The organism is Marilutibacter spongiae (assembly GCF_014145325.1).
Taxonomy (GTDB): Bacteria; Pseudomonadota; Gammaproteobacteria; order Xanthomonadales; family Xanthomonadaceae; genus Marilutibacter; species Marilutibacter spongiae.
In genome coordinates this window covers 1-17,015 of record NZ_JACHTF010000005.1, presented here as the reverse complement: position 1 = coordinate 17,015, position 17,015 = coordinate 1, and the positions used below count along the sequence as shown (strand labels likewise).

Here is a 17,015-nt window from a genome sequence, read left to right as displayed (position 1 = left end):
ATCCTTGTGCGCCACCCTGGAGGTCCGATGAAAACCCCGATCCTGACTGCATCCGTGCTCTCGGCCATGCTGCTCGCCGCATGCGCCGCGCCCCAGGCACCCACCGGCGAGGCCGATGCCGCCGCCGATGCCCGCCCCGCGCCCGCTCCGACGGAGCAGGGGATCACCGTCAGCGCGGCCTGGAGCCGCGCAATGCCGCCCGGCGCCCGCGTGGGCGGCGGCTTCATGACGATCCGCAACGACGGCGACCAGGACGACCGCCTGGTCGCCTTGCGCAGTTCGGCCGCCGGCAGCGTGGATGTCCACGAAATGCGCGAAGCCGACGGGATGATGCAGATGCGCCCGGTCGTCGGCGGACTGGTGATCCCCGCGGGCGGCGAGGTCGTGCTCAAGCCAGGCGGCTACCACCTGATGTTCATGCAGCCCGTGCAGCCGTTCGCCGAAGGCGATGCCATCGACGTGACCCTGGTCTTCGAGCATGCAGGCGAACGCCAGGTCGCGTTCAAGGTGCTGGGCCTGGGCGCGACCGCGCCCGACATGGGCGACATGGGCGATGGCGTCGCGATGGACCACGCCGGGCATTGAGGCAGGTGCGGCGCCGCGGGGTGCGCGGCGCCGCATGCGCACCGGGACGTCCTCGAACCGCCGACGGGGCGGCGGCACGAAATCGCGTGGCTAGCGCGCGCTGAGCGTGTGCACCGCCTCGACCAGGACACCGACGTGGTCGGGGTCCATGTCGGGCGACATGCCATGGCCGAGGTTGAACACGTGGCCTTCGCGCGAACCGCCATTGCCGTCGCGCCAGCTGTCGAGCGCGCGCCCGACCTCGCTGCGGATGGCATCGGGCGTGGCGTACAGGGTCACCGGGTCCAGGTTGCCCTGCACGGCGACCTTGCCGCCGGTGCGACGGGCCGCCTCGCCGAGGTCGACCAGCCAGTCCGCGCCCACGCCTTCGGCACCCGTGGCCGCCAGGTCTTCCAGGTAGGCGGCGTTGCCCTTGCCGAACAGGATCAGCGGCGTGCGTTCGCAGCCTTCGCCCCGCTCGAGCTCGCTGGCGATGCGCTGCAGGTAGCGCAGCGAGAACTCGCGGTACATGCGCGGCGAAAGCACGCCGCCCCAGGTGTCGAAGACCTGCAGCGCCTGCGCACCGGCCGCGCGCTGCGCCGACAGGTAGGCGATCACCGCGTCGGTCGTGACCGAAAGCAGCTTGTGCATGGCCTCGGGGTGGTTGAGGGCGAGCGACTTGACCCGTGCGAAGTCCTTGCTGCCGCCGCCTTCGACCATGTAGCAGGCCAGGGTCCAGGGACTGCCGGAGAAACCGATCAGCGGCACGCTGCCGTCGAGCGCTGCGCGGATGGTGCGGACCGCGTCCATCACGTAGCGCAGCTCGCCATCCATGTCGGGCACCGCCAAACGCGCGATGTCGGCGGGCGTGCGGACGGGATGGGTGAACTTCGGACCCTCGCCCTCGGCGAAATACAGGCCCAGGCCCATCGCGTCGGGAACGGTGAGGATGTCGGAGAACAGGATCGCCGCGTCCAGCGGATAGCGGCGCAGCGGCTGCAGCGTCACTTCGCAGGCCAGCTCGGGGTTCTTGGCCAGGGCCAGGAAGCTGCCGGCCTCGGCGCGCGTGGCGCGATACTCGGGCAGGTAGCGGCCGGCCTGCCGCATCAGCCAGACCGGCGTCCGGTCCACGGGCTCGCGGCGCAGGGCGCGCAGGAATCGGTCGTTCTTCAGGGGGGTCGCGGACATGGGGGGCTCGTGGGCTGGGGCCGGTTCCGGCGTGCGGCGGGCGGCGGGACTAGCGGGGCGCGGGGGCGCGGCGAAAACTAGCGAGGCGCGGGGGCGCCTTGGGTGAACATCAACTGGAAGCCGCGCTTGAGCTGCTGGTCGCGCACGCGCTCCAGCGCCGCCATCGCGCTGTCCTGGTCGAGGAACTGCTCGCGTCGCACGCTGCTGCGGCCACCGATGTGGCCGGACTCGCGCACGAGCGTGTAGCCCCCGAGCAGGTCGGGTTGCAGGAACAGCTGCACGAAGCGGGGGGCCTCGTCGCCGTCGGCTCGTTGTTGCAGTAGCAGGCGCATGACCGCCCATTGTAGTGCGCAAGCCGCCATCGAGACAGGCCGCCGCGGGCGATGCCGCCCGGATCGGCACCGCGGTTGCGGCGGATCAGCCGCCCAGCGCGTCCAGCACGGCTGCGTCGGGCACGTCGCGGACCACGCGCGCGGCGCCGGCACGGTCCCACAGGATGAAGCGCAGCCCACGCGCATCGGCCTTCTTGTCCAGGCGCATGCGCGCCAGCAGCGCGTGCGGGTCCAGTCCGGCCGGCAGCGCGACGGGCAGGCCGAAGCGCTCCAACAAGGCCTGCAGGCGGTCGGCATCGGCGGCGGGCGCCAGCCCCTGGCGCGCCGAGAGCCGGGCGGCCAGGACCATGCCCACGGCGACGGCTTCGCCATGGTTGAGGCCATCGCCGGTCGCGCCGGCATAGCCCTGCTCGGTTTCGATCGCGTGCCCGAAGGTGTGGCCGAAGTTGAGCAGGGCGCGGTCGCCATGTTCGAACGGGTCGCGTTCGACCACGTCGGCCTTGTAGCGGCAGCTGCGGGCGACCGCCTCGGCGATGGCCGCGTCGTCGCGCGCCAGCAGGGCATCGACGCGCGACTCCAGCCAGTCCAGGAACCCGGCATCGAAGATCGCGCCGTACTTGACCACTTCAGCCAGGCCCGCGCGCAGTTCGCGGTCGGGCAGGGTGCGCAGCGCGGTGGTATCGGCGATCACCGCGCGCGGCGGGTGGAACGCGCCCACCAGGTTCTTGCCGCTGGGCAGGTCGACGGCGGTCTTGCCGCCGACGGATGAGTCGACCATCGCCAGCAGGGTGGTGGGCAGTTGCACCACGTCGATGCCGCGCATCCAGCAGGCCGCCGCGAAGCCGGCCAGGTCGCCGATGACCCCGCCGCCCAGGGCGATGACCGTCGCGTCGCGCGTCGCGCCCAGTCCGGCAAGGGCGTCCAGGCACTCGCCGAAACGCGCCAGGGTCTTTTCATGTTCGCCAGCCGGCATGACGAAGCGCGCGATGCCCAGCCCGGGGCGTGCGCGGCGCAGCGCGGCCTCGACGCGATCGGCGTACAGCGGCGCCACGTTGGCGTCGCTGACCAGCAGCGCATGGCGCCCGCGCAGGGGCGCGACCAGCGTGGCGTCGTCGTCCAGCAGGCCCGGCGCGATTCGCACCGCGTAGGGGGCGTCGCCGCCGATCTCGACCGTGTGCATCGCCGTCATGCGGGGACTCCATTGCGTTTCCAGAGCGGCTCGAGGGCATTGATGAGCCCTGTCGCCGCGTCGCCGGCGTCGAAACGACCGGTGTCGAAGGCGAGGTCGGCGACCTCGGCATACAGGGGGGTGCGCACGCGCGCCATGGCCTCGAGCACCGATGCGCGATCGGCGCGTGCCAGCAGCGGCCGGCTGCGGTCGCCCTGCAGGCGCGCCAGTTGCTGCGCCGGCGTGGCCTGCAGGTGGACGACGAAGCCGCGCGTGCGCATGCGCTCGCGGTTGCGCGGGTCCAGCACCGCGCCGCCCCCGGTCACCAGCACGATGTCGCCGTCCTCAAGCAGGGCGTGCAGCATGGCGTGCTCGCGCGCGCGGAAACCGGCTTCGCCTTCGCGTTCGAACAGCGCGGCCACGCGCATCCCGGTGTCGGCTTCGACGGCCGCGTCGAGGTCGAGCAGGCGCAGGCCGAAGTGCGCGGCCAGCGGCGGCCCCAGGTGGGTCTTGCCCGCGCCGGTCGGGCCGACCAGGATCAGATTGCGTGCCGGGTTCATCCGCCGATTGTAGGGCAATGCCCGCGCGCGGCGCCCCGGTCGCGCGGGTTTAACGCCCTGCGTCGTAGCGTGGGGGTCCGGGTGCTCCTGCCCGGCCATCCCAGGGAGTCCACCATGTCGGTTGCCAAGGTCATCGAACTCACCGCCGCCTCGCCGGTCAGCGTCGAGGACGCGGTCAAGACCGGGTTGAAGAAGTGCAGCGAATCGGTCAAGAACATCCAGGGCGCCTGGGTCAACGAAGTCAAGGTCGTGACGTCCGGCGACGGCACCATCACCGAGTGGCGGGTGAACCTGCGCATCACCTTCGTGGTGGATTGAACCCGGACCGCGGTTCCGGGTCTGTTCGTGATCGTGGGGCGGCGTTAGGCTCTTGGGTCCCTGGACCCCGGTGCCCCCGATGAGCGCGTCGAACCTGCTTGAACATGCCCTGGCCACCTTCGAGACCCTGTTCGAGGAGGCGCGCGCGGCCGGCGAGCCCGACCCCACCGCGATGACCGTGGCCACCGCCGACCGCGATGCGCGTCCGTCCGCGCGCACGGTGCTGCTGAAGGCGCACGACGCCCGCGGCTTCGTGTTCTACACCCACCTCGACGGGCGCAAGGGCCTGGAACTGCAGGGCAATCCGCACGCCGCGCTGCTGTTCCACTGGCCGCGCGTGCGCCACGGCGTGCAGGTGCGGATCGAGGGGCCGGTGGAGCGCGTTTCCGACGAAGAGGCCGATGCCTATTTCGCCACCCGTCCGCGGGGCAGCCAGCTGGGCGCCTGGGCCTCGAAGCAGTCCGAGACGCTGGATTCGCGCGAGACCTTCGAGGAGCGCCTGGCGCAGGCCGAGCGGGAGTTCGAGGGGCGCGAGGTGCCGCGCCCGGCGCGCTGGACGGGCCTGCGCGTGCGGCCGGAGAAGATCGAGTTCTGGTACGGCGCGGACTACCGCCTGCACGAACGCCAGCTCTACGAATGCGACCCGGTCGGCGACTGGTCGCAGCGGATGCTGTATCCGTGAGCTTCGGCCCGCGCCGCATCGTCTGCCTGACCGAGGAACCCACCGAGACCCTGTATGCGCTCGGCGAACAGGACCGCATCGTCGGCATCAGCGGCTTCACCGTCAGGCCGCCCCGCGCGCGCCGGGAAAAGCCGAAGGTCAGCGCCTTCACCCGTGCCCGGATCGACGAGATCCTCGCCCTGGCGCCGGACCTCGTCGTCGGCTTCTCCGACATCCAGGCCGGGATCGCCAGCGAGCTCATCGGCCGCGGCGTCGAGGTGTGGATCAGCAACCACCGCAGCGTCGACGGCATCCTCGACTACATCCGGCGCCTGGGCGCGATGGTCGGCGCCGGTCCGCGCGCCCAGGCGTGGGCGGACGAGCTCGCACGCGGGCTCGACGCCATCGCCGAAGACGCCGCGCGGCTGCCGCGCCGCCCGCGGGTCTACTTCGAGGAGTGGGACGAACCGCTGATCACCGGCATCCGCTGGGTGGCCGAGCTGGTGCGCATCGCCGGCGGCGACGACATCTTCCCAGAGCGCGCCGCCGACCCGCTGGCCAAGGCGCGCATCCTCGCCGATCCGGGCGAGGTGGTGCGCCGCGCGCCCGACATCGTGTTCGGTTCCTGGTGCGGGAAGAAGTTCCAGCCCGGGAAAGTCGCCGCGCGGCCGGGCTGGGACGCGATCCCGGCCGTCCGCGACGGCGAGCTGCACGAAATCAAGTCGCCGCTGATCCTGCAGCCCGGACCGGCGGCGCTGACCGACGGGGTGCGCGCGATCGCCGCCCACATCCAGGACTGGGGCCGCCGCCAGGGCTGATCGTCGCGGTGCTACTCCGGGAAGATGTCGCGGCTGAAGCGCAGTCGCGTGCGGCGGCCGTCCTCGAGGACCACGTCGACGTCGAAGCGCAGGCTGTCGGGCGGCGCGACGCGCGCGGTGCCGACGTAGTCGATCAGCTCGCCGTTGTCGATGCGGCGCAGTTCCAGCGACTGGGACACGCCACGCAGGTCCTGCACCGAGGCGGCGACCTGCGCCGGCAGCGCCGTTTCGTCCATCTCCGGCCCGGTGCGCACGCCGACCAGCAGCAGGACCGTGTCCGCCGCCGGCTCGATGCCGTACTGGCGGGCCACGGCCGTGCCGATACGCGCGGTGGGCACGACGCTGGCGCGCACGCGCGCATCGCCGAGCGTGGCGACGGCTTCCTCGCCCGTCGCGTCGGCATGGGCGCGCGCCGCCGGGGGCGTGGACGCGTCGCGCCCGCAGCCGGCGACGGTCGCGAACGCGACCAGCAGCAGGCAGGCGGCAATCGATCGCGCAGTGCGGGTGTCCGAGCGCATGGCGGGCCTCAGTCGTTCGCGGCCGACAGTTCGCCGCCGCGACGCGCGGCCGCGGCGACCGCCTTGGCGACCAGCTCGCGCAGGCCGCCCGCTTCGAAGGTCTCGATCGCCGCCTGGGTGGTGCCGCCCGGGGAGGTCACCCGCTTGCGCAGCACGTCGGCCGGCTCGCCCGACTCGGTCAACATCCGCGAAGCGCCCAGCAACGTCTGCGCGGCGAGCTGGCGCGCGGTCGCGGCCGGCAGGCCCTGGGCTTCGCCCGCGGCTTGCATGGCCTCGGCCAGCAGGAAGATGTAGGCCGGGCCGCTGCCCGATACCGCGGTCACCGCATCCATCTGCGCCTCGTCCTCGATCCACACCGTCTCGCCGGCCGTGGCCAGCACGCCCTGGGCGGTGTCGCGCTGCGCCGGGCTGACCCGCGCGTTCGCGTACAGGCCGGTGATCCCGGCGCCCAGCAGGGCCGGGGTGTTCGGCATCGTCCTGACCACCGCGGCGTCGCCGCCCAGCCAGCGATCGAGCTGGGAAGAGGTGATGCCGGCCGCCACCGAGACCGCCAGCGGGTGCTCGGCGCGGGCGCGCCCGGTCAGCTCCGCGCAGACGCTTCGCATGACCTGCGGCTTGACCGCGAACATCCAGACCGATGCGCCTTCGGTGGCCTCGGCCGCGGTCGCGAAGGCCTGTACGCCGTAGTCCCGGCGCAGGGTCTCGCGCTGGGACTCGACCGGCTCGGCCACGCGGACGCGCGAGGGCGCGGTGCCCTGGCCGATCAGGCCGGCGATGAGGCTGCGGGCCATGTTGCCGCCGCCGATGAAGGCAATGGTCGGGTTCGTCATGGGGGTGGGATCCTCCTGGTTGGATGCAAGTGCGTGGGGTGCAGGGGCGCCGGCACGGCGCGCTCGGGCACACGGCAAGACATGGGCGCGATCGGCCGCGTCGTCAAGCCCGGTCCGCGGACGCGCGCCTCAGGCCTTCGGCGCCCGTGCCCCGAACAGGGCCGAACCGATCCGCACCAGGGTCGCGCCCTCGGCGATCGCTTCGCGGTAGTCGCCGCTCATGCCCATCGATAGGGTATCCACCCCGGGGTGACGCGCCCGCAAAGCCTCGAAACAGGCGTTCATCCGCCTGAATGCCTCGCGGCGGCGCGCCGGATCGGGGTCGGGGGCGGGGATGGCCATCAGCCCGCGCAGGCGCAGGCGCGCATGCGCGGCCACGGCATCGGCCAGCGCGTCGATGTCGGCGGGTCGGCAGCCGTGCTTGCTGGCCTCGTCGTCGATATTGACCTGGACCAGCACGTTCAGCGGCGGCAGGCCGGCCGGCCGGTGCCGGGCCAGGGCCTCGACCAGCTTGGCGCGGTCGACCGTCTGCACCCAGTCGAACAGCGCGGCGGCCTCGCGCGCCTTGTTCGACTGCAGGTGGCCGATCAGGTGCCACTCCAGAGCGTCCAGCCCCGTCGCGGCCAGTTCCGTATGCTTGGCGGACGCCTCCTGCACGTAGTTCTCCCCCAGCGCCGGTCGCGTGCCGGGCGCCAGCTGCCGCCAGGCCTCGACCAGTGCGGCCACGGTCTCCGCCGGCTGGGTCTTGGCCACCGCGAGCAACCGCGGCACTGGCCGATGCGCCGCGTCTGCCGCGTTACGCATGGAGTGCAGGGTCTCGCGCAGCGCATCGCTTGGAGGGGGTGCTGGCACGGCGGGAATCCTGTCGAAACCGGAATTGTCGGGCCTCCGCCGGCCCGGCATCCACAAGGCTGGGATCGAGGCCACAGTTGTGGCGTGCCCGGCGCCCGAGTCGTTGATTTACGTCGCCGGTACGGGGCTATACTGCCCGCAGGGGTAACATCGTTCCAGTCGACGGCGCCAACCGGCGTCGTCCAGCAGTGTAGGGGTGCACGCATGGATATCGCCGAGCTTCTGGCGTTCTCGGTCAAGAACAAGGCTTCCGACCTTCACCTGTCGGCCGGCCTGCCGCCGATGATCCGCGTCGATGGCGACGTCCGGCGCATCAACATCCCGGCGCTGGAGCACAAGCAGGTCCACGCGCTCGTCTACGACATCATGTCGGACAAGCAGCGCCGCGACTTCGAGGAATTCCTCGAGGTCGACTTCTCGTTCGAGATCCCGGGCCTGGCCCGCTTCCGCGTCAACGCGTTCAACCAGAACCGTGGCGCCGGCGCGGTGTTCCGTACCATTCCCTCCGACGTGCTGACGCTGGAGGACCTGGGCTGCCCGCGCATCTTCCGCGAGCTCATCGACCAGCCGCAGGGCCTGATCCTGGTGACCGGTCCGACCGGCTCGGGCAAGTCGACCACGCTGGCGGCGATGATCGACCACATCAACAAGAACGAGTACGGCCACATCCTCTCGGTCGAGGACCCGATCGAATTCGTCCATACCTCGCAGAAGTGCCTGATCAACCAGCGCGAGGTGCACCGCGACACCCACGGCTTCAACGAGGCCCTGCGTTCGGCGCTGCGCGAGGACCCGGACTACATCCTGGTCGGCGAGCTGCGCGACCTGGAGACCATCCGCCTGGCGCTGACCGCCGCGGAGACCGGACACCTGGTGTTCGGCACCCTGCACACCAGCTCGGCGGCCAAGACCGTCGACCGCATCATCGACGTGTTCCCCGCCGGCGAGAAGCCGATGGTCCGCTCGATGCTGTCCGAGTCGCTGCGCGCGGTGATCTCGCAGGCCCTGCTCAAGAAGGTCGGTGGCGGGCGTACCGCCGCCTGGGAAATCATGGTCGGCATCCCCGCCATCCGCAACCTGATCCGCGAGGACAAGGTCGCGCAGATGTACTCGGCGATCCAGACCGGCCAGCAGCACGGCATGATGACCCTCGACCAGCACCTGCAGGACCTGGTCAAGCGCGGCCAGATCGCCCGCCAGCAGGCCCGCGAGTACGCCAAGGACAAGCGTCTGTTCGATTGATGCGCGTGATGGGTAATTCGTGATTCGAAATTCGTGATTCGTGATTCGTCAAAGCCGGGGTTCGAAAGGGGTGTAGGTTGGTTCGCAGGCTGGATGCCATCGCTTTTGCAAATCACCACTTCCCAATCACGAATCACGGCTCCGTAGGAGCCAAGCAATGAGCACCATCGACTTCACCTCGTTCCTCAAACTGATGGCGCACCAGAAGGCGTCCGACCTGTTCATCACGGCGGGCATGCCGCCGTCGATCAAGGTGCACGGCAAGATCTCGCCGATCACCCAGAACGCGCTGACGCCGCAGCAGAGCCGTGACCTCGTGCTGAACGTCATGAACCCGCAGCAGCGCGAGGAGTTCGAGAAGACGCACGAATGCAACTTTGCGATCGGCGTCGCCGGCGTCGGCCGCTTCCGCGTGAGCTGCTTCTACCAGCGCAACCAGGTCGGCATGGTCCTGCGCCGCATCGAGACCAAGATCCCGACGGTCGAGGAGCTGAGCCTGCCGCCGATCATCAAGACGCTGGCGATGACCAAGCGCGGCATCATCATCTTCGTCGGCGCGACGGGTACCGGTAAATCCACCTCGCTGGCGGCCATGATCGGCTACCGCAACCAGAACTCGACCGGGCACATCATCACCATCGAGGACCCGATCGAATTCGTGCACAAGCACGAGGGCTGCATCATCACCCAGCGCGAGGTCGGCATCGACACCGAGAGCTGGGAAGCGGCGCTGAAGAACACCCTGCGCCAGGCGCCGGACGTGATCATGATCGGCGAGGTGCGTACCCGCGAGGGCATGGACCACGCCATCGCCTTCGCCGAGACCGGCCACCTGGTGCTGTGCACGCTGCACGCCAACAACGCCAACCAGGCGATGGACCGCATCATCAACTTCTTCCCGGAAGACCGCCGCGGCCAGCTGCTGATGGACCTGTCGCTGAACCTCAAGGGCGTCGTTGCCCAGCAGCTCGTCCCGACCGTCGACGGCAAGGCCCGCCGCGTCGCCATGGAAATCCTGCTCGGCACCCCGCTGGTGCAGGACTACATCCGCGACGGCGAGATCCACAAGCTCAAGGAAGTGATGAAGGAGTCGGTCCAGCTGGGCATGAGGACCTTCGACCAGGCCCTGTTCGAGCTCTACCAGGCCGGCGAGATCAGCTACGAAGACGCCCTGCGTTACGCCGACTCCCAGAACGAAGTCCGCCTGCGCATCAAGCTCGCCCAGGGCGGCGACGCCCACACCCTCGCCCAGGGCCTGGACGGCGTCGAGGTGGCGGAAACGCGGTAGGCGTCTCCCCCATCCCGTCGCCATGGAATGGCCAGTAAACACACGAGCCCCCGCCCGGCATCTTGCCTGCGGGGGCTTTTTCTTGGTTCTGGAGCGACGACGATTTTCTCTTAACGCCCTACCAAATTTCTGAGAACAGCGGAGCCAGCGCTGTAGGTCAGTGAAGATTAGGCCAGTGTCAGCCGACGAACAGGCTGTTCGTTGAATCCAGTAGGATGGGACCGTCATCGAGTCTTTCGAGTCTGGAATGAAGCAGAAAATTAACGTTAATTCGTTCTTGAGAGCCTGCTTGAATGAGCGAAACTCTTATTTGCCGCGTTAGGAAGGCGCAATCTGGAGTCAGGGATGAGGATGAGTAACTTACTTGCTGTGCTGTTCATTGCAGCCATACTGCCCACGAGTCTGCAAGCTCAGGAATGTTTAGAGGAGGGAGGTTCCTCTGTATGTACGTCGCCCGTGGCGACGGCCTGGGTTCATAAGCTTTGTGATGAAAGTTCCTCTTCGACACCGAGCCATGTCTACTGGTGTGGGGCCTCAGGCGGCGTATGGGTGGTCGATGGTGCTGCAAGTCACTGCGAGGATGCGGCGCCTCTGACTGAAGCGAATCACATCTCAGTGGCGACGCAGTTTAACGTTGTAAAACACAGTCGGTCCGGGCGCGAACTCTGCAGTCTTAACCAGGATTTCGATTCGGGTTGGGGAGCGAATGTTCAAAGCAACTTCTGCTGGTCAGGCACAGATCAGTTCAAGGGCCCCTTGCTTTCGTCAACTTTCAAGCGTTTAGAATTCTCAGGCTCTGAAACACTTGATAGTGGAGGGCCGGGCTGCAGCGCTCAGTGGGCGCAGACCATCGTAGCAAGGAAAGATAGGGCGGTCTCTTGCCCGCCGGGCACGGAAAGGTTGCTGGTCAACGAAGAGTGGGTGGGTTGTCATCGCGTAGAAAGTCAGCTTTGTCCCGTCGGGAATCCTACGGATCCTGGTTCGGGTGGCAAGAAGATAACAGAGGTCGATTTTTCCTCCCCCAACAGCCCCCTCAAGCTTTCGAGAACATACGTATCTCACGGTCGTTATATCCCGCGAGGTGGTCAAGGGGATGTAGGCGCGCTTGGCTCCTTTTGGACTCATGGTTACGAGAGGCGGCTCTTCTTTCCTGCAGACACTGTTCACGTCAAAGCCGCTTCTGCCCGCCCGAGTGGCCAAACAATCTTCTTTGGCGAAGACGGCCGCCAACTTCAGGCTCTTGATGGTCCGAGGCTGCATCTTGAGAGCACTCAAGGTCCGTCCGGACAGCTTGAAGGTTGGACCTTGGTAGACCCTTCTCAAGGAAAGGAGTTTTACGATTCGCTTGGTAACTTGGAGCGGCTCGTCGACAGGGAAGGGAGGTCTGTTTATCTGGCGTATGACGACGAAGGTCTCCTGAGTTCAGTTGAAGACGATCATGGGCGGCGACTGATCTTTCACCATGCTGAAGGCAGGCTCGGTTCCGTGAGTCTGCCGGATGGACGCTCCGTGGCTTATGCGTTCAATGAGAAAGGCAATCTTGTTAGCGTAGAACTCGCAGATGGCCATGGCCGCCGATATGGCTATGACAACAATGGTGGCTTGTCGGCCTTATACGATGAGAACGGTAGCCTGTATGCGAGTTATGACTATTCATACGGTAAGGTAATTGCTTCGCGACTGGCGCCCGAAGCATTTGCGGGCGGTGTTAACAGATTCTATTTCAACTACAGGGTCAGAACTGGTTGGTCTACGAGGACAACGGTGACCGACCCTTATGGCAAGTCCAGCACTATTTATTCTTCTGTGCGGGGCGGTGTTGGCAAGCTTGACCGTGTCGTGGGTGACTGTCTTTACTGCGGGTCGTTGAGTTCCAGGAGCTACGATGCTGCTGGAAGGCTTTTGTCTGAGACTGACAAGAGCGGCAAGGTGACCCGATATGGCTTCAACCCTGATGGTCTCGAGATCCTGAGGGTAGAAAGTGATTCGAATCAGACCGTCATTAGAAGTTTCGTTAGTGAGTGGTCTCCGGATCACTTCGGCCTTCTCTCAAGTCAGATCCTTGATGCTAGTGGCTCGCTAGTCAGGTCCGAGTCGAAGACTTTCGATGAGAACGGCTTAATGGTTTCTCGAGTTGTAGTGGATCCATCCGCGGGCGTGTCACGGGAAGTCGAGTTTAGATACTGCAATGAGGATGAAGTTGGAGAGGGCCTCTGTCCAATCTCCGGCTTGTTGGTCGAATCGGAAGGGCCATCGGCTTCTCCGGCCGCTAGATCGCAGTATTTCTATTATGCGAACGACGAGGCTTCTTGCGCCGTGTCGCCTTCAGATTGTGCGTGGCGCAAGGGCGACCTCTGGAAAGTCACCAACGCGCTTGGCCAGGTAACGGAGACCTTGCGCTATGACGGCGCCGGTCGGCCACTGTCCATCAAAGATCCGAACGGCGTGGTCACGGACCTCGAGTACCACCCGCGCGGCTGGTTGACGGCGCGCAAGGTACGGGGTGCGGACGACTCGGTGGAGTCGGACGATGCCATCACCCGAATCGACTACTACCCGACCGGGCTCGTCAGCAGCGTCATGCTGCCCGACGGAAGCTTCACGTCCTATGTCTACGACGCCGCGCATCGACTGACCGACATCGTCGATGCGGACGGCAATCGCATCCACTACACCCTCGACAATGCCGGCAACCGCACCGCGGAGGAGGTGTTCGACGAATCCGACACGCTGCTGCGCACGATGTCGCGCGTCTACAACCAGTTGGGTCAGCTGCAGGTCGCCAAGGACGCGGGCAGCCATCCCACGGCCTTCACATACGACCTGGGCGGCAACACAGACACTGTGACGGATGCCCTTGGACGGGTGACGGACAACGACCATGACCCGCTCGGCCGTCTCGTCCGTACCTTGCAGGACGTAGGCGGTATCGAGGCCGAGACCCGCTTTGAGTACGACGCGCTGGACAACCTGACGAAGGTGACCGACCCCAAGGGCCTCGACACCGACTACACCCACAACGCATTTGGCGATCTCACCCGGTTGGAGAGCCCGGATACCGGGGTGACGACCTATGAATACGACGCCGCCGGCAACCGCACCAGGCAGATCGACGCGCGCGGCGAAGCGGTGGACTACAGCTACGACGCCCTCAATCGCCTGACCGGGATCTCTTACAGCGACAGCGCGCTGGACGTGGCTTACACGTATGACACTGTCCAGGCCTCCTGCGGCGCAGGGGAGAGTTTTGCCGTGGGCCGGCTCGTCCGCATGGACGATGGCAGTGGTCACACCGAGTACTGCTTCAACCGGTTCGGCCACATGACGCGCAAGCTCCAGGTCACCAACGGCCAGAGCTTCACCCTGCGCTACGCCTACACCCGGGCCGGCCAGCTGAGCGCCATGACCTATCCGGACGGGACGGTGGTCGACTACGTGCGCGACGGGCTCGGCCGGACCACCGAAATCGGGGTGACCGGGCAGGGCGGTACGCGAGAGGTGCTCCTGCACAGCGCGGCCTACTATCCCTTCGGCCCCGCGAGCGGTTGGACCTATGGCAATGGCCGCACGTTGTCGCGAACGCTGGACCAGGATTACCGACCGCGATCGATCCTGAGCGCGGGGAGCGGCGCGGGCGGCCTCGACCTCGGGTTCGAGTGGGACCCCGTAGGCAATCTGGTCGGTCTGCATGGGGCCGACCTGGCGCAGCCGCCGAGGATCACCCTGGACTACGACGCACTCAACCGCCTGACCCACTTCCGCGATGGCCCGACGGGCGTCGCCATCGAAGGCTATACCTACGACGCCACCGGGAACCGCACCAGTTTCACCAACGCCAGCGGCACCCAGGTCTATGCCTATCCTGCCGACAGCCACCATTTGACGGCCGTCGGCGTGACGCCGCGCACCTATGACGCCACGGGTAACACCACCGCCATCGGCGGTACTGCCCGTGAGTTCGCCTACAACGCGGCCGGGCGGATGAGCGAAGTCCAGCGCGACAACGCCGTCGCAATGCGGTACGCCTACAGCGGCCGTGGCGAGCAGGTGCGACGCCATCTGGGCTTCGTGTCTACCTACACCTTGTACGACGAAGCCGGCCACTGGGTGGGCGACTACGACAGCAGTGGCACGCCCCTACAGCAGGCGATCTGGCTGGACGACCTGCCCGTGGGCGTCCTCGCCGGCACCGCTGCGGCGAGCAACCGACTGCATTACATCGAGCCCGACCACCTGGGGACTCCGCGGGCTGTGATTGAGCCGCAGCGTGACGTCGCGGTCTGGAACTGGGATCTTGCGAGTGAGGCTTTTGGTAATAGTGATCCGAACCAAGATCCGGATGGGGATAGTGCTCTATTCGCCCTCGATATGCGCTTTCCGGGGCAGCGGTATGATGCGACGAGTGGCTCGAATCAGAACGGTCATCGTGACTATGAAGCGGCGACGGGACGCTATCCGCAATCCGATCCTATTGGGCTGAGTGGCGGCATCAATTCCTACGCTTATGTGGATTCCAATCCGCTGATCTTTACGGACCCTTTGGGTCTGGCAAAGGATCAAGCGTGTGTCGCCGCCTATACCGCCGGAGGTGCTGTTTGCGGCGGCGCTGCCGGCTTTTACGGCGGTGGTGTATTGGGCGGCGTAGGCGGCGCGACACTCTGCAGTCCAACGGGTCCGGGAGCAGCCGCTTGTGCTGTTGGTGGTGCGGCTGGCGGCAGCACCCTAGGTGGTGCTGCCGGTTCGGTTGTTGGCGGGATTTTGGGAAACCTTGCCGGGCAAGCGATGTGTCCGGATGATGAAGAGGAGCGCGAAAAGCGATGCAGCGAAAATTTGCAGCGCGATTTGGCGACATGCGTGGTGCTTGGCAATAGGTTTGGTAAAAAGGCCTTTGCTGTTTGCGAACAACAAGCAATGCTGAGATATGGAAATTGCCTCAGCGGTCGAGATGAGGGAATAGATGCACCATTACCACCGTGGGGGAAGTTATGAACTCAAAGAAATCAAAACGCGGGGTTCTTGTGCGTTTAACCGCTCAAGAAAAGGGGCTGTTCCTAAATTTGGACGATCTTGAGGAATTGCAATCGCAGTCTAAAACATGGCAGCAGCGTGAGCCGTTTACGGTCAAAGAGATCGACGAGCAGAAATTTGAACGAATGGAGTTCGATGAGAAAGAACTGGCAGATTTTGGGTATTACATCTTGGCGAGGCTTCATGCTTTTAGGTCTATGGGTGAAGCCCTGTAATAGCTGTCCGCTCTGAGCAGAGCCGTTTAGAAGCCCTAAAATAGGGTCGACGATCAAAGGGGGCGGAGGTAATTAAGCCTTTTCGTCTTTGGGTCTAGATAGTCCGAAGGGCCTGCAGGCAGCGGGTATGTTGAGGACTTCTACGACCCTCGGCGCGACATCCCGGGTGTCACAGGGCGCCTTCCTGAGTCGATGCTTTCAGGTCGACGTCGCTTGGTGCAATGCGCTTTGCTTATTACACCCTACAGACAGATCCTGTCGGGCGGGTCACTCGCTGCAGAGGCCGCCGACGATTGGGGTTGGGCAGGTGGCCCGTAGCGTGAAGGTGATCCCGGGGCGGGCGGTGGCGTCGGCCGTTGAGAGGCGCCGGGTTGCGATCCGGGCGCGGTTTCTCTAGCCTGCTCGGGCTGCTTTGCGCAGTTTTTGCCTTGCGTCGTCACTATCAAGCGCTTCACGTGCCCCTGATACCGGCCCGGACATCGCGTCCGATGGCCGTCGGCGTATTCCCACTCTCTCCCCGAATATGGAGGCTCCCCCATGGAGATCGCCGATCGCCGCGTTGCTTCGTTCCACTACACCCTGACCAATGACGAGGGCCATGTCATCGACAAGTCGTCCGAGCAGGCGCTGAGCTACCTGCACGGTGCCGGCAACATCGTGCCGGGCCTGGAGAAGGCGCTGGCCGGCAAGAAGGCCGGCGACAAGCTGAAGGTCGCGGTCGCGCCCGAGGAAGGCTATGGCGCGCGCCATGACGGCCTGGTGCAGAAGGTGCCGCTCGAGGCGTTCAAGGGCGTGGAGAACGTGCAGCCCGGCATGCAGTTCCAGGCCCAGACCGGCGGCGGCCCCGTCCTGGTGACCGTGACCGAGGTCGGCGACAGCGAGGTCACCGTCGACGGCAATCATCCGCTCGCCGGGCAGACCCTGCATTTCGACGTCGAAGTCACCGAAGTGCGCGAGGCGACCGACGACGAGCAACAGCACGGCCACGTCCACGGCGCGGGCGGCGTGCACGAGTAAGCCGGCCGGCGGGCGTGGGGTGTTTGCCTCGTGCCAGCCGTCGCGTGCCGACAGGAATCCCGGGTGCTCGTGGAGCCCCGGGATTTTTTGTGTTCGCTCGACAAGGTAGAACGGGCAAGCGAGGCACGGCCGGGGAGTGTCCGTCTGGTCGGCCATCGCGCACCATGCAGGCGACGTCCCCCCGGTTTTGAGTAGCGCGGCGATCTGGAGTCCAATTCCCCAGAGTAAGGAGATTGGACGTGAAGAAGCGCTTTTCTGAAGAGCAGATCATCGGCTTCCTGCGTGAGGCCGAGGCCGGGCTGCCGGTCAAGGAGCTGTGCCGCAAGCACGGCTTCAGCGAGGCGTCGTACTACCTGTGGCGGAGCAAGTTCGGGGGCATGAGCGTGCCCGACGCAAAGCGCTTGAAGGAGCTGGAG

17 protein-coding genes and 1 pseudogene are annotated in these 17,015 nt (G+C 66.4%); 11 read left to right on the top strand and 7 right to left on the bottom strand.

Going from position 1 to position 17,015, the window contains the following annotated elements; translation table 11 throughout:
• Positions 1 to 27 precede the first annotated feature (27 nt).
• Complete coding sequence (locus H4F98_RS05665) at positions 28 to 585, top strand: copper chaperone PCu(A)C (protein ID WP_182685740.1); 558 nt, start codon at positions 28 to 30, stop codon at positions 583 to 585.
• A gap of 90 nt (positions 586 to 675) precedes the next feature.
• Here the strand turns inward: H4F98_RS05665 and hemE are convergent, their stop codons facing one another.
• The 4 genes from hemE to H4F98_RS05645 all read right to left on the bottom strand — a co-directional run bounded on the left by hemE (position 676) and on the right by H4F98_RS05645 (position 3,812).
• Positions 676 to 1,752 carry a uroporphyrinogen decarboxylase gene (hemE, locus tag H4F98_RS05660; RefSeq protein ID WP_182685738.1) on the bottom strand — a complete coding sequence of 359 codons (1,077 nt, stop codon included), beginning with the start codon at positions 1,750 to 1,752 and terminating at the stop codon, positions 676 to 678.
• 77 nt (positions 1,753 to 1,829) lie between these two features.
• The gene (locus H4F98_RS05655; protein WP_182685734.1) at positions 1,830 to 2,084 is read right to left on the bottom strand and encodes a WGR domain-containing protein; all 255 of its coding nucleotides are present in this window, start codon (positions 2,082 to 2,084) and stop codon (positions 1,830 to 1,832) included.
• Positions 2,085 to 2,169: 85 nt separating this feature from the next.
• A complete protein-coding gene (gene aroB, locus H4F98_RS05650; protein ID WP_182685732.1) occupies positions 2,170 to 3,273 on the bottom strand; it encodes a 3-dehydroquinate synthase in 1,104 nt (367 codons plus the stop codon).
• The gene (locus H4F98_RS05645; protein ID WP_182685730.1) at positions 3,270 to 3,812 is read right to left on the bottom strand and encodes a shikimate kinase; all 543 of its coding nucleotides are present in this window, start codon (positions 3,810 to 3,812) and stop codon (positions 3,270 to 3,272) included. Before H4F98_RS05645 ends, aroB begins: the two co-directional genes overlap by 4 nt.
• Positions 3,813 to 3,926: 114 nt before the next feature.
• Here H4F98_RS05645 and H4F98_RS05640 point away from each other — a divergent pair, with 114 nt between their 5' ends.
• The 3 genes from H4F98_RS05640 (at position 3,927) to H4F98_RS05630 (ending at position 5,609) form a co-directional block, all read left to right on the top strand.
• Positions 3,927 to 4,130 (top strand): dodecin family protein, encoded by a 204-nt coding sequence (locus H4F98_RS05640; protein WP_182685728.1) that lies wholly within the window; start codon positions 3,927 to 3,929, stop codon positions 4,128 to 4,130.
• A gap of 79 nt (positions 4,131 to 4,209) precedes the next feature.
• Complete coding sequence (gene pdxH, locus H4F98_RS05635; protein ID WP_182685727.1) at positions 4,210 to 4,812, top strand: pyridoxamine 5'-phosphate oxidase; 603 nt, start codon at positions 4,210 to 4,212, stop codon at positions 4,810 to 4,812.
• Positions 4,809 to 5,609, top strand: a complete 801-nt coding sequence (locus tag H4F98_RS05630) for a cobalamin-binding protein (RefSeq protein ID WP_425487574.1) — start codon at positions 4,809 to 4,811, stop codon at positions 5,607 to 5,609. The genes pdxH and H4F98_RS05630 overlap by 4 nt, the downstream gene beginning before the upstream one ends.
• A gap of 11 nt (positions 5,610 to 5,620) precedes the next feature.
• Here H4F98_RS05630 and H4F98_RS05625 read toward each other — a convergent pair whose 3' ends face one another.
• The 3 genes from H4F98_RS05625 to H4F98_RS05615 all read right to left on the bottom strand — a co-directional run bounded on the left by H4F98_RS05625 (position 5,621) and on the right by H4F98_RS05615 (position 7,809).
• The gene (locus tag H4F98_RS05625) at positions 5,621 to 6,127 is read right to left on the bottom strand and encodes a DUF4426 domain-containing protein (protein ID WP_182685723.1); all 507 of its coding nucleotides are present in this window, start codon (positions 6,125 to 6,127) and stop codon (positions 5,621 to 5,623) included.
• An 8-nt stretch (positions 6,128 to 6,135) separates the two neighbouring features.
• Positions 6,136 to 6,957, bottom strand: coding sequence for a pyrroline-5-carboxylate reductase (gene proC, locus H4F98_RS05620; RefSeq protein ID WP_182685721.1), 822 nt, complete (start codon positions 6,955 to 6,957; stop codon positions 6,136 to 6,138).
• 129 nt (positions 6,958 to 7,086) lie between these two features.
• The gene (locus H4F98_RS05615) at positions 7,087 to 7,809 is read right to left on the bottom strand and encodes a YggS family pyridoxal phosphate-dependent enzyme (protein ID WP_343064734.1); all 723 of its coding nucleotides are present in this window, start codon (positions 7,807 to 7,809) and stop codon (positions 7,087 to 7,089) included.
• A gap of 204 nt (positions 7,810 to 8,013) precedes the next feature.
• On the opposite strand from H4F98_RS05615, the gene H4F98_RS05610 reads away from it, so the two are divergent.
• From H4F98_RS05610 to H4F98_RS05585, 7 genes and pseudogenes are all read left to right on the top strand, one after another.
• Positions 8,014 to 9,051 carry a type IV pilus twitching motility protein PilT gene (locus H4F98_RS05610; RefSeq protein ID WP_141517731.1) on the top strand — a complete coding sequence of 346 codons (1,038 nt, stop codon included), beginning with the start codon at positions 8,014 to 8,016 and terminating at the stop codon, positions 9,049 to 9,051.
• Positions 9,052 to 9,208: 157 nt separating this feature from the next.
• Positions 9,209 to 10,339 (top strand): PilT/PilU family type 4a pilus ATPase, encoded by a 1,131-nt coding sequence (locus H4F98_RS05605; RefSeq protein WP_182685719.1) that lies wholly within the window; start codon positions 9,209 to 9,211, stop codon positions 10,337 to 10,339.
• Between the two features lie 345 nt (positions 10,340 to 10,684).
• Positions 10,685 to 11,509, top strand: a pseudogene (locus tag H4F98_RS17020) (DUF6531 domain-containing protein); the annotation flags it as partial.
• Between the two features lie 135 nt (positions 11,510 to 11,644).
• Complete coding sequence (locus tag H4F98_RS05600) at positions 11,645 to 15,328, top strand: RHS repeat protein (protein ID WP_182685717.1); 3,684 nt, start codon at positions 11,645 to 11,647, stop codon at positions 15,326 to 15,328.
• The gene (locus H4F98_RS05595; protein WP_182685715.1) at positions 15,325 to 15,582 is read left to right on the top strand and encodes a hypothetical protein; all 258 of its coding nucleotides are present in this window, start codon (positions 15,325 to 15,327) and stop codon (positions 15,580 to 15,582) included. Before H4F98_RS05600 ends, H4F98_RS05595 begins: the two co-directional genes overlap by 4 nt.
• A gap of 537 nt (positions 15,583 to 16,119) precedes the next feature.
• Positions 16,120 to 16,599, top strand: coding sequence for an FKBP-type peptidyl-prolyl cis-trans isomerase (locus tag H4F98_RS05590; protein ID WP_182685713.1), 480 nt, complete (start codon positions 16,120 to 16,122; stop codon positions 16,597 to 16,599).
• A 239-nt stretch (positions 16,600 to 16,838) separates the two neighbouring features.
• A partial coding sequence (locus tag H4F98_RS05585; protein WP_182685711.1) for a transposase occupies positions 16,839 to 17,015 on the top strand: 177 nt, incomplete at its 3' end.

Bases quoted from the DNA above. Each gene is read 5' to 3' on its own strand.
- H4F98_RS05590 (WP_182685713.1), top strand. From the start codon at position 16,120: ATGGAGATCGCCGATCGCCGCGTTGCTTCGTTCCACTACACCCTGACC.
- H4F98_RS05655 (WP_182685734.1), bottom strand. From the start codon at position 2,084: ATGCGCCTGCTACTGCAACAACGAGCCGACGGCGACGAGGCCCCCCGC.
- pdxH (WP_182685727.1), top strand. From the start codon at position 4,210: ATGAGCGCGTCGAACCTGCTTGAACATGCCCTGGCCACCTTCGAGACC.
- aroB (WP_182685732.1), bottom strand. From the start codon at position 3,273: ATGACGGCGATGCACACGGTCGAGATCGGCGGCGACGCCCCCTACGCG.
- H4F98_RS05640 (WP_182685728.1), top strand. From the start codon at position 3,927: ATGTCGGTTGCCAAGGTCATCGAACTCACCGCCGCCTCGCCGGTCAGC.
- H4F98_RS05595 (WP_182685715.1), top strand. From the start codon at position 15,325: ATGAACTCAAAGAAATCAAAACGCGGGGTTCTTGTGCGTTTAACCGCT.
- H4F98_RS05610 (WP_141517731.1), top strand. From the start codon at position 8,014: ATGGATATCGCCGAGCTTCTGGCGTTCTCGGTCAAGAACAAGGCTTCC.
- H4F98_RS05605 (WP_182685719.1), top strand. From the start codon at position 9,209: ATGAGCACCATCGACTTCACCTCGTTCCTCAAACTGATGGCGCACCAG.
- H4F98_RS05625 (WP_182685723.1), bottom strand. From the start codon at position 6,127: ATGCGCTCGGACACCCGCACTGCGCGATCGATTGCCGCCTGCCTGCTG.
- H4F98_RS05665 (WP_182685740.1), top strand. From the start codon at position 28: ATGAAAACCCCGATCCTGACTGCATCCGTGCTCTCGGCCATGCTGCTC.
- H4F98_RS05645 (WP_182685730.1), bottom strand. From the start codon at position 3,812: ATGAACCCGGCACGCAATCTGATCCTGGTCGGCCCGACCGGCGCGGGC.
- hemE (WP_182685738.1), bottom strand. From the start codon at position 1,752: ATGTCCGCGACCCCCCTGAAGAACGACCGATTCCTGCGCGCCCTGCGC.
- proC (WP_182685721.1), bottom strand. From the start codon at position 6,957: ATGACGAACCCGACCATTGCCTTCATCGGCGGCGGCAACATGGCCCGC.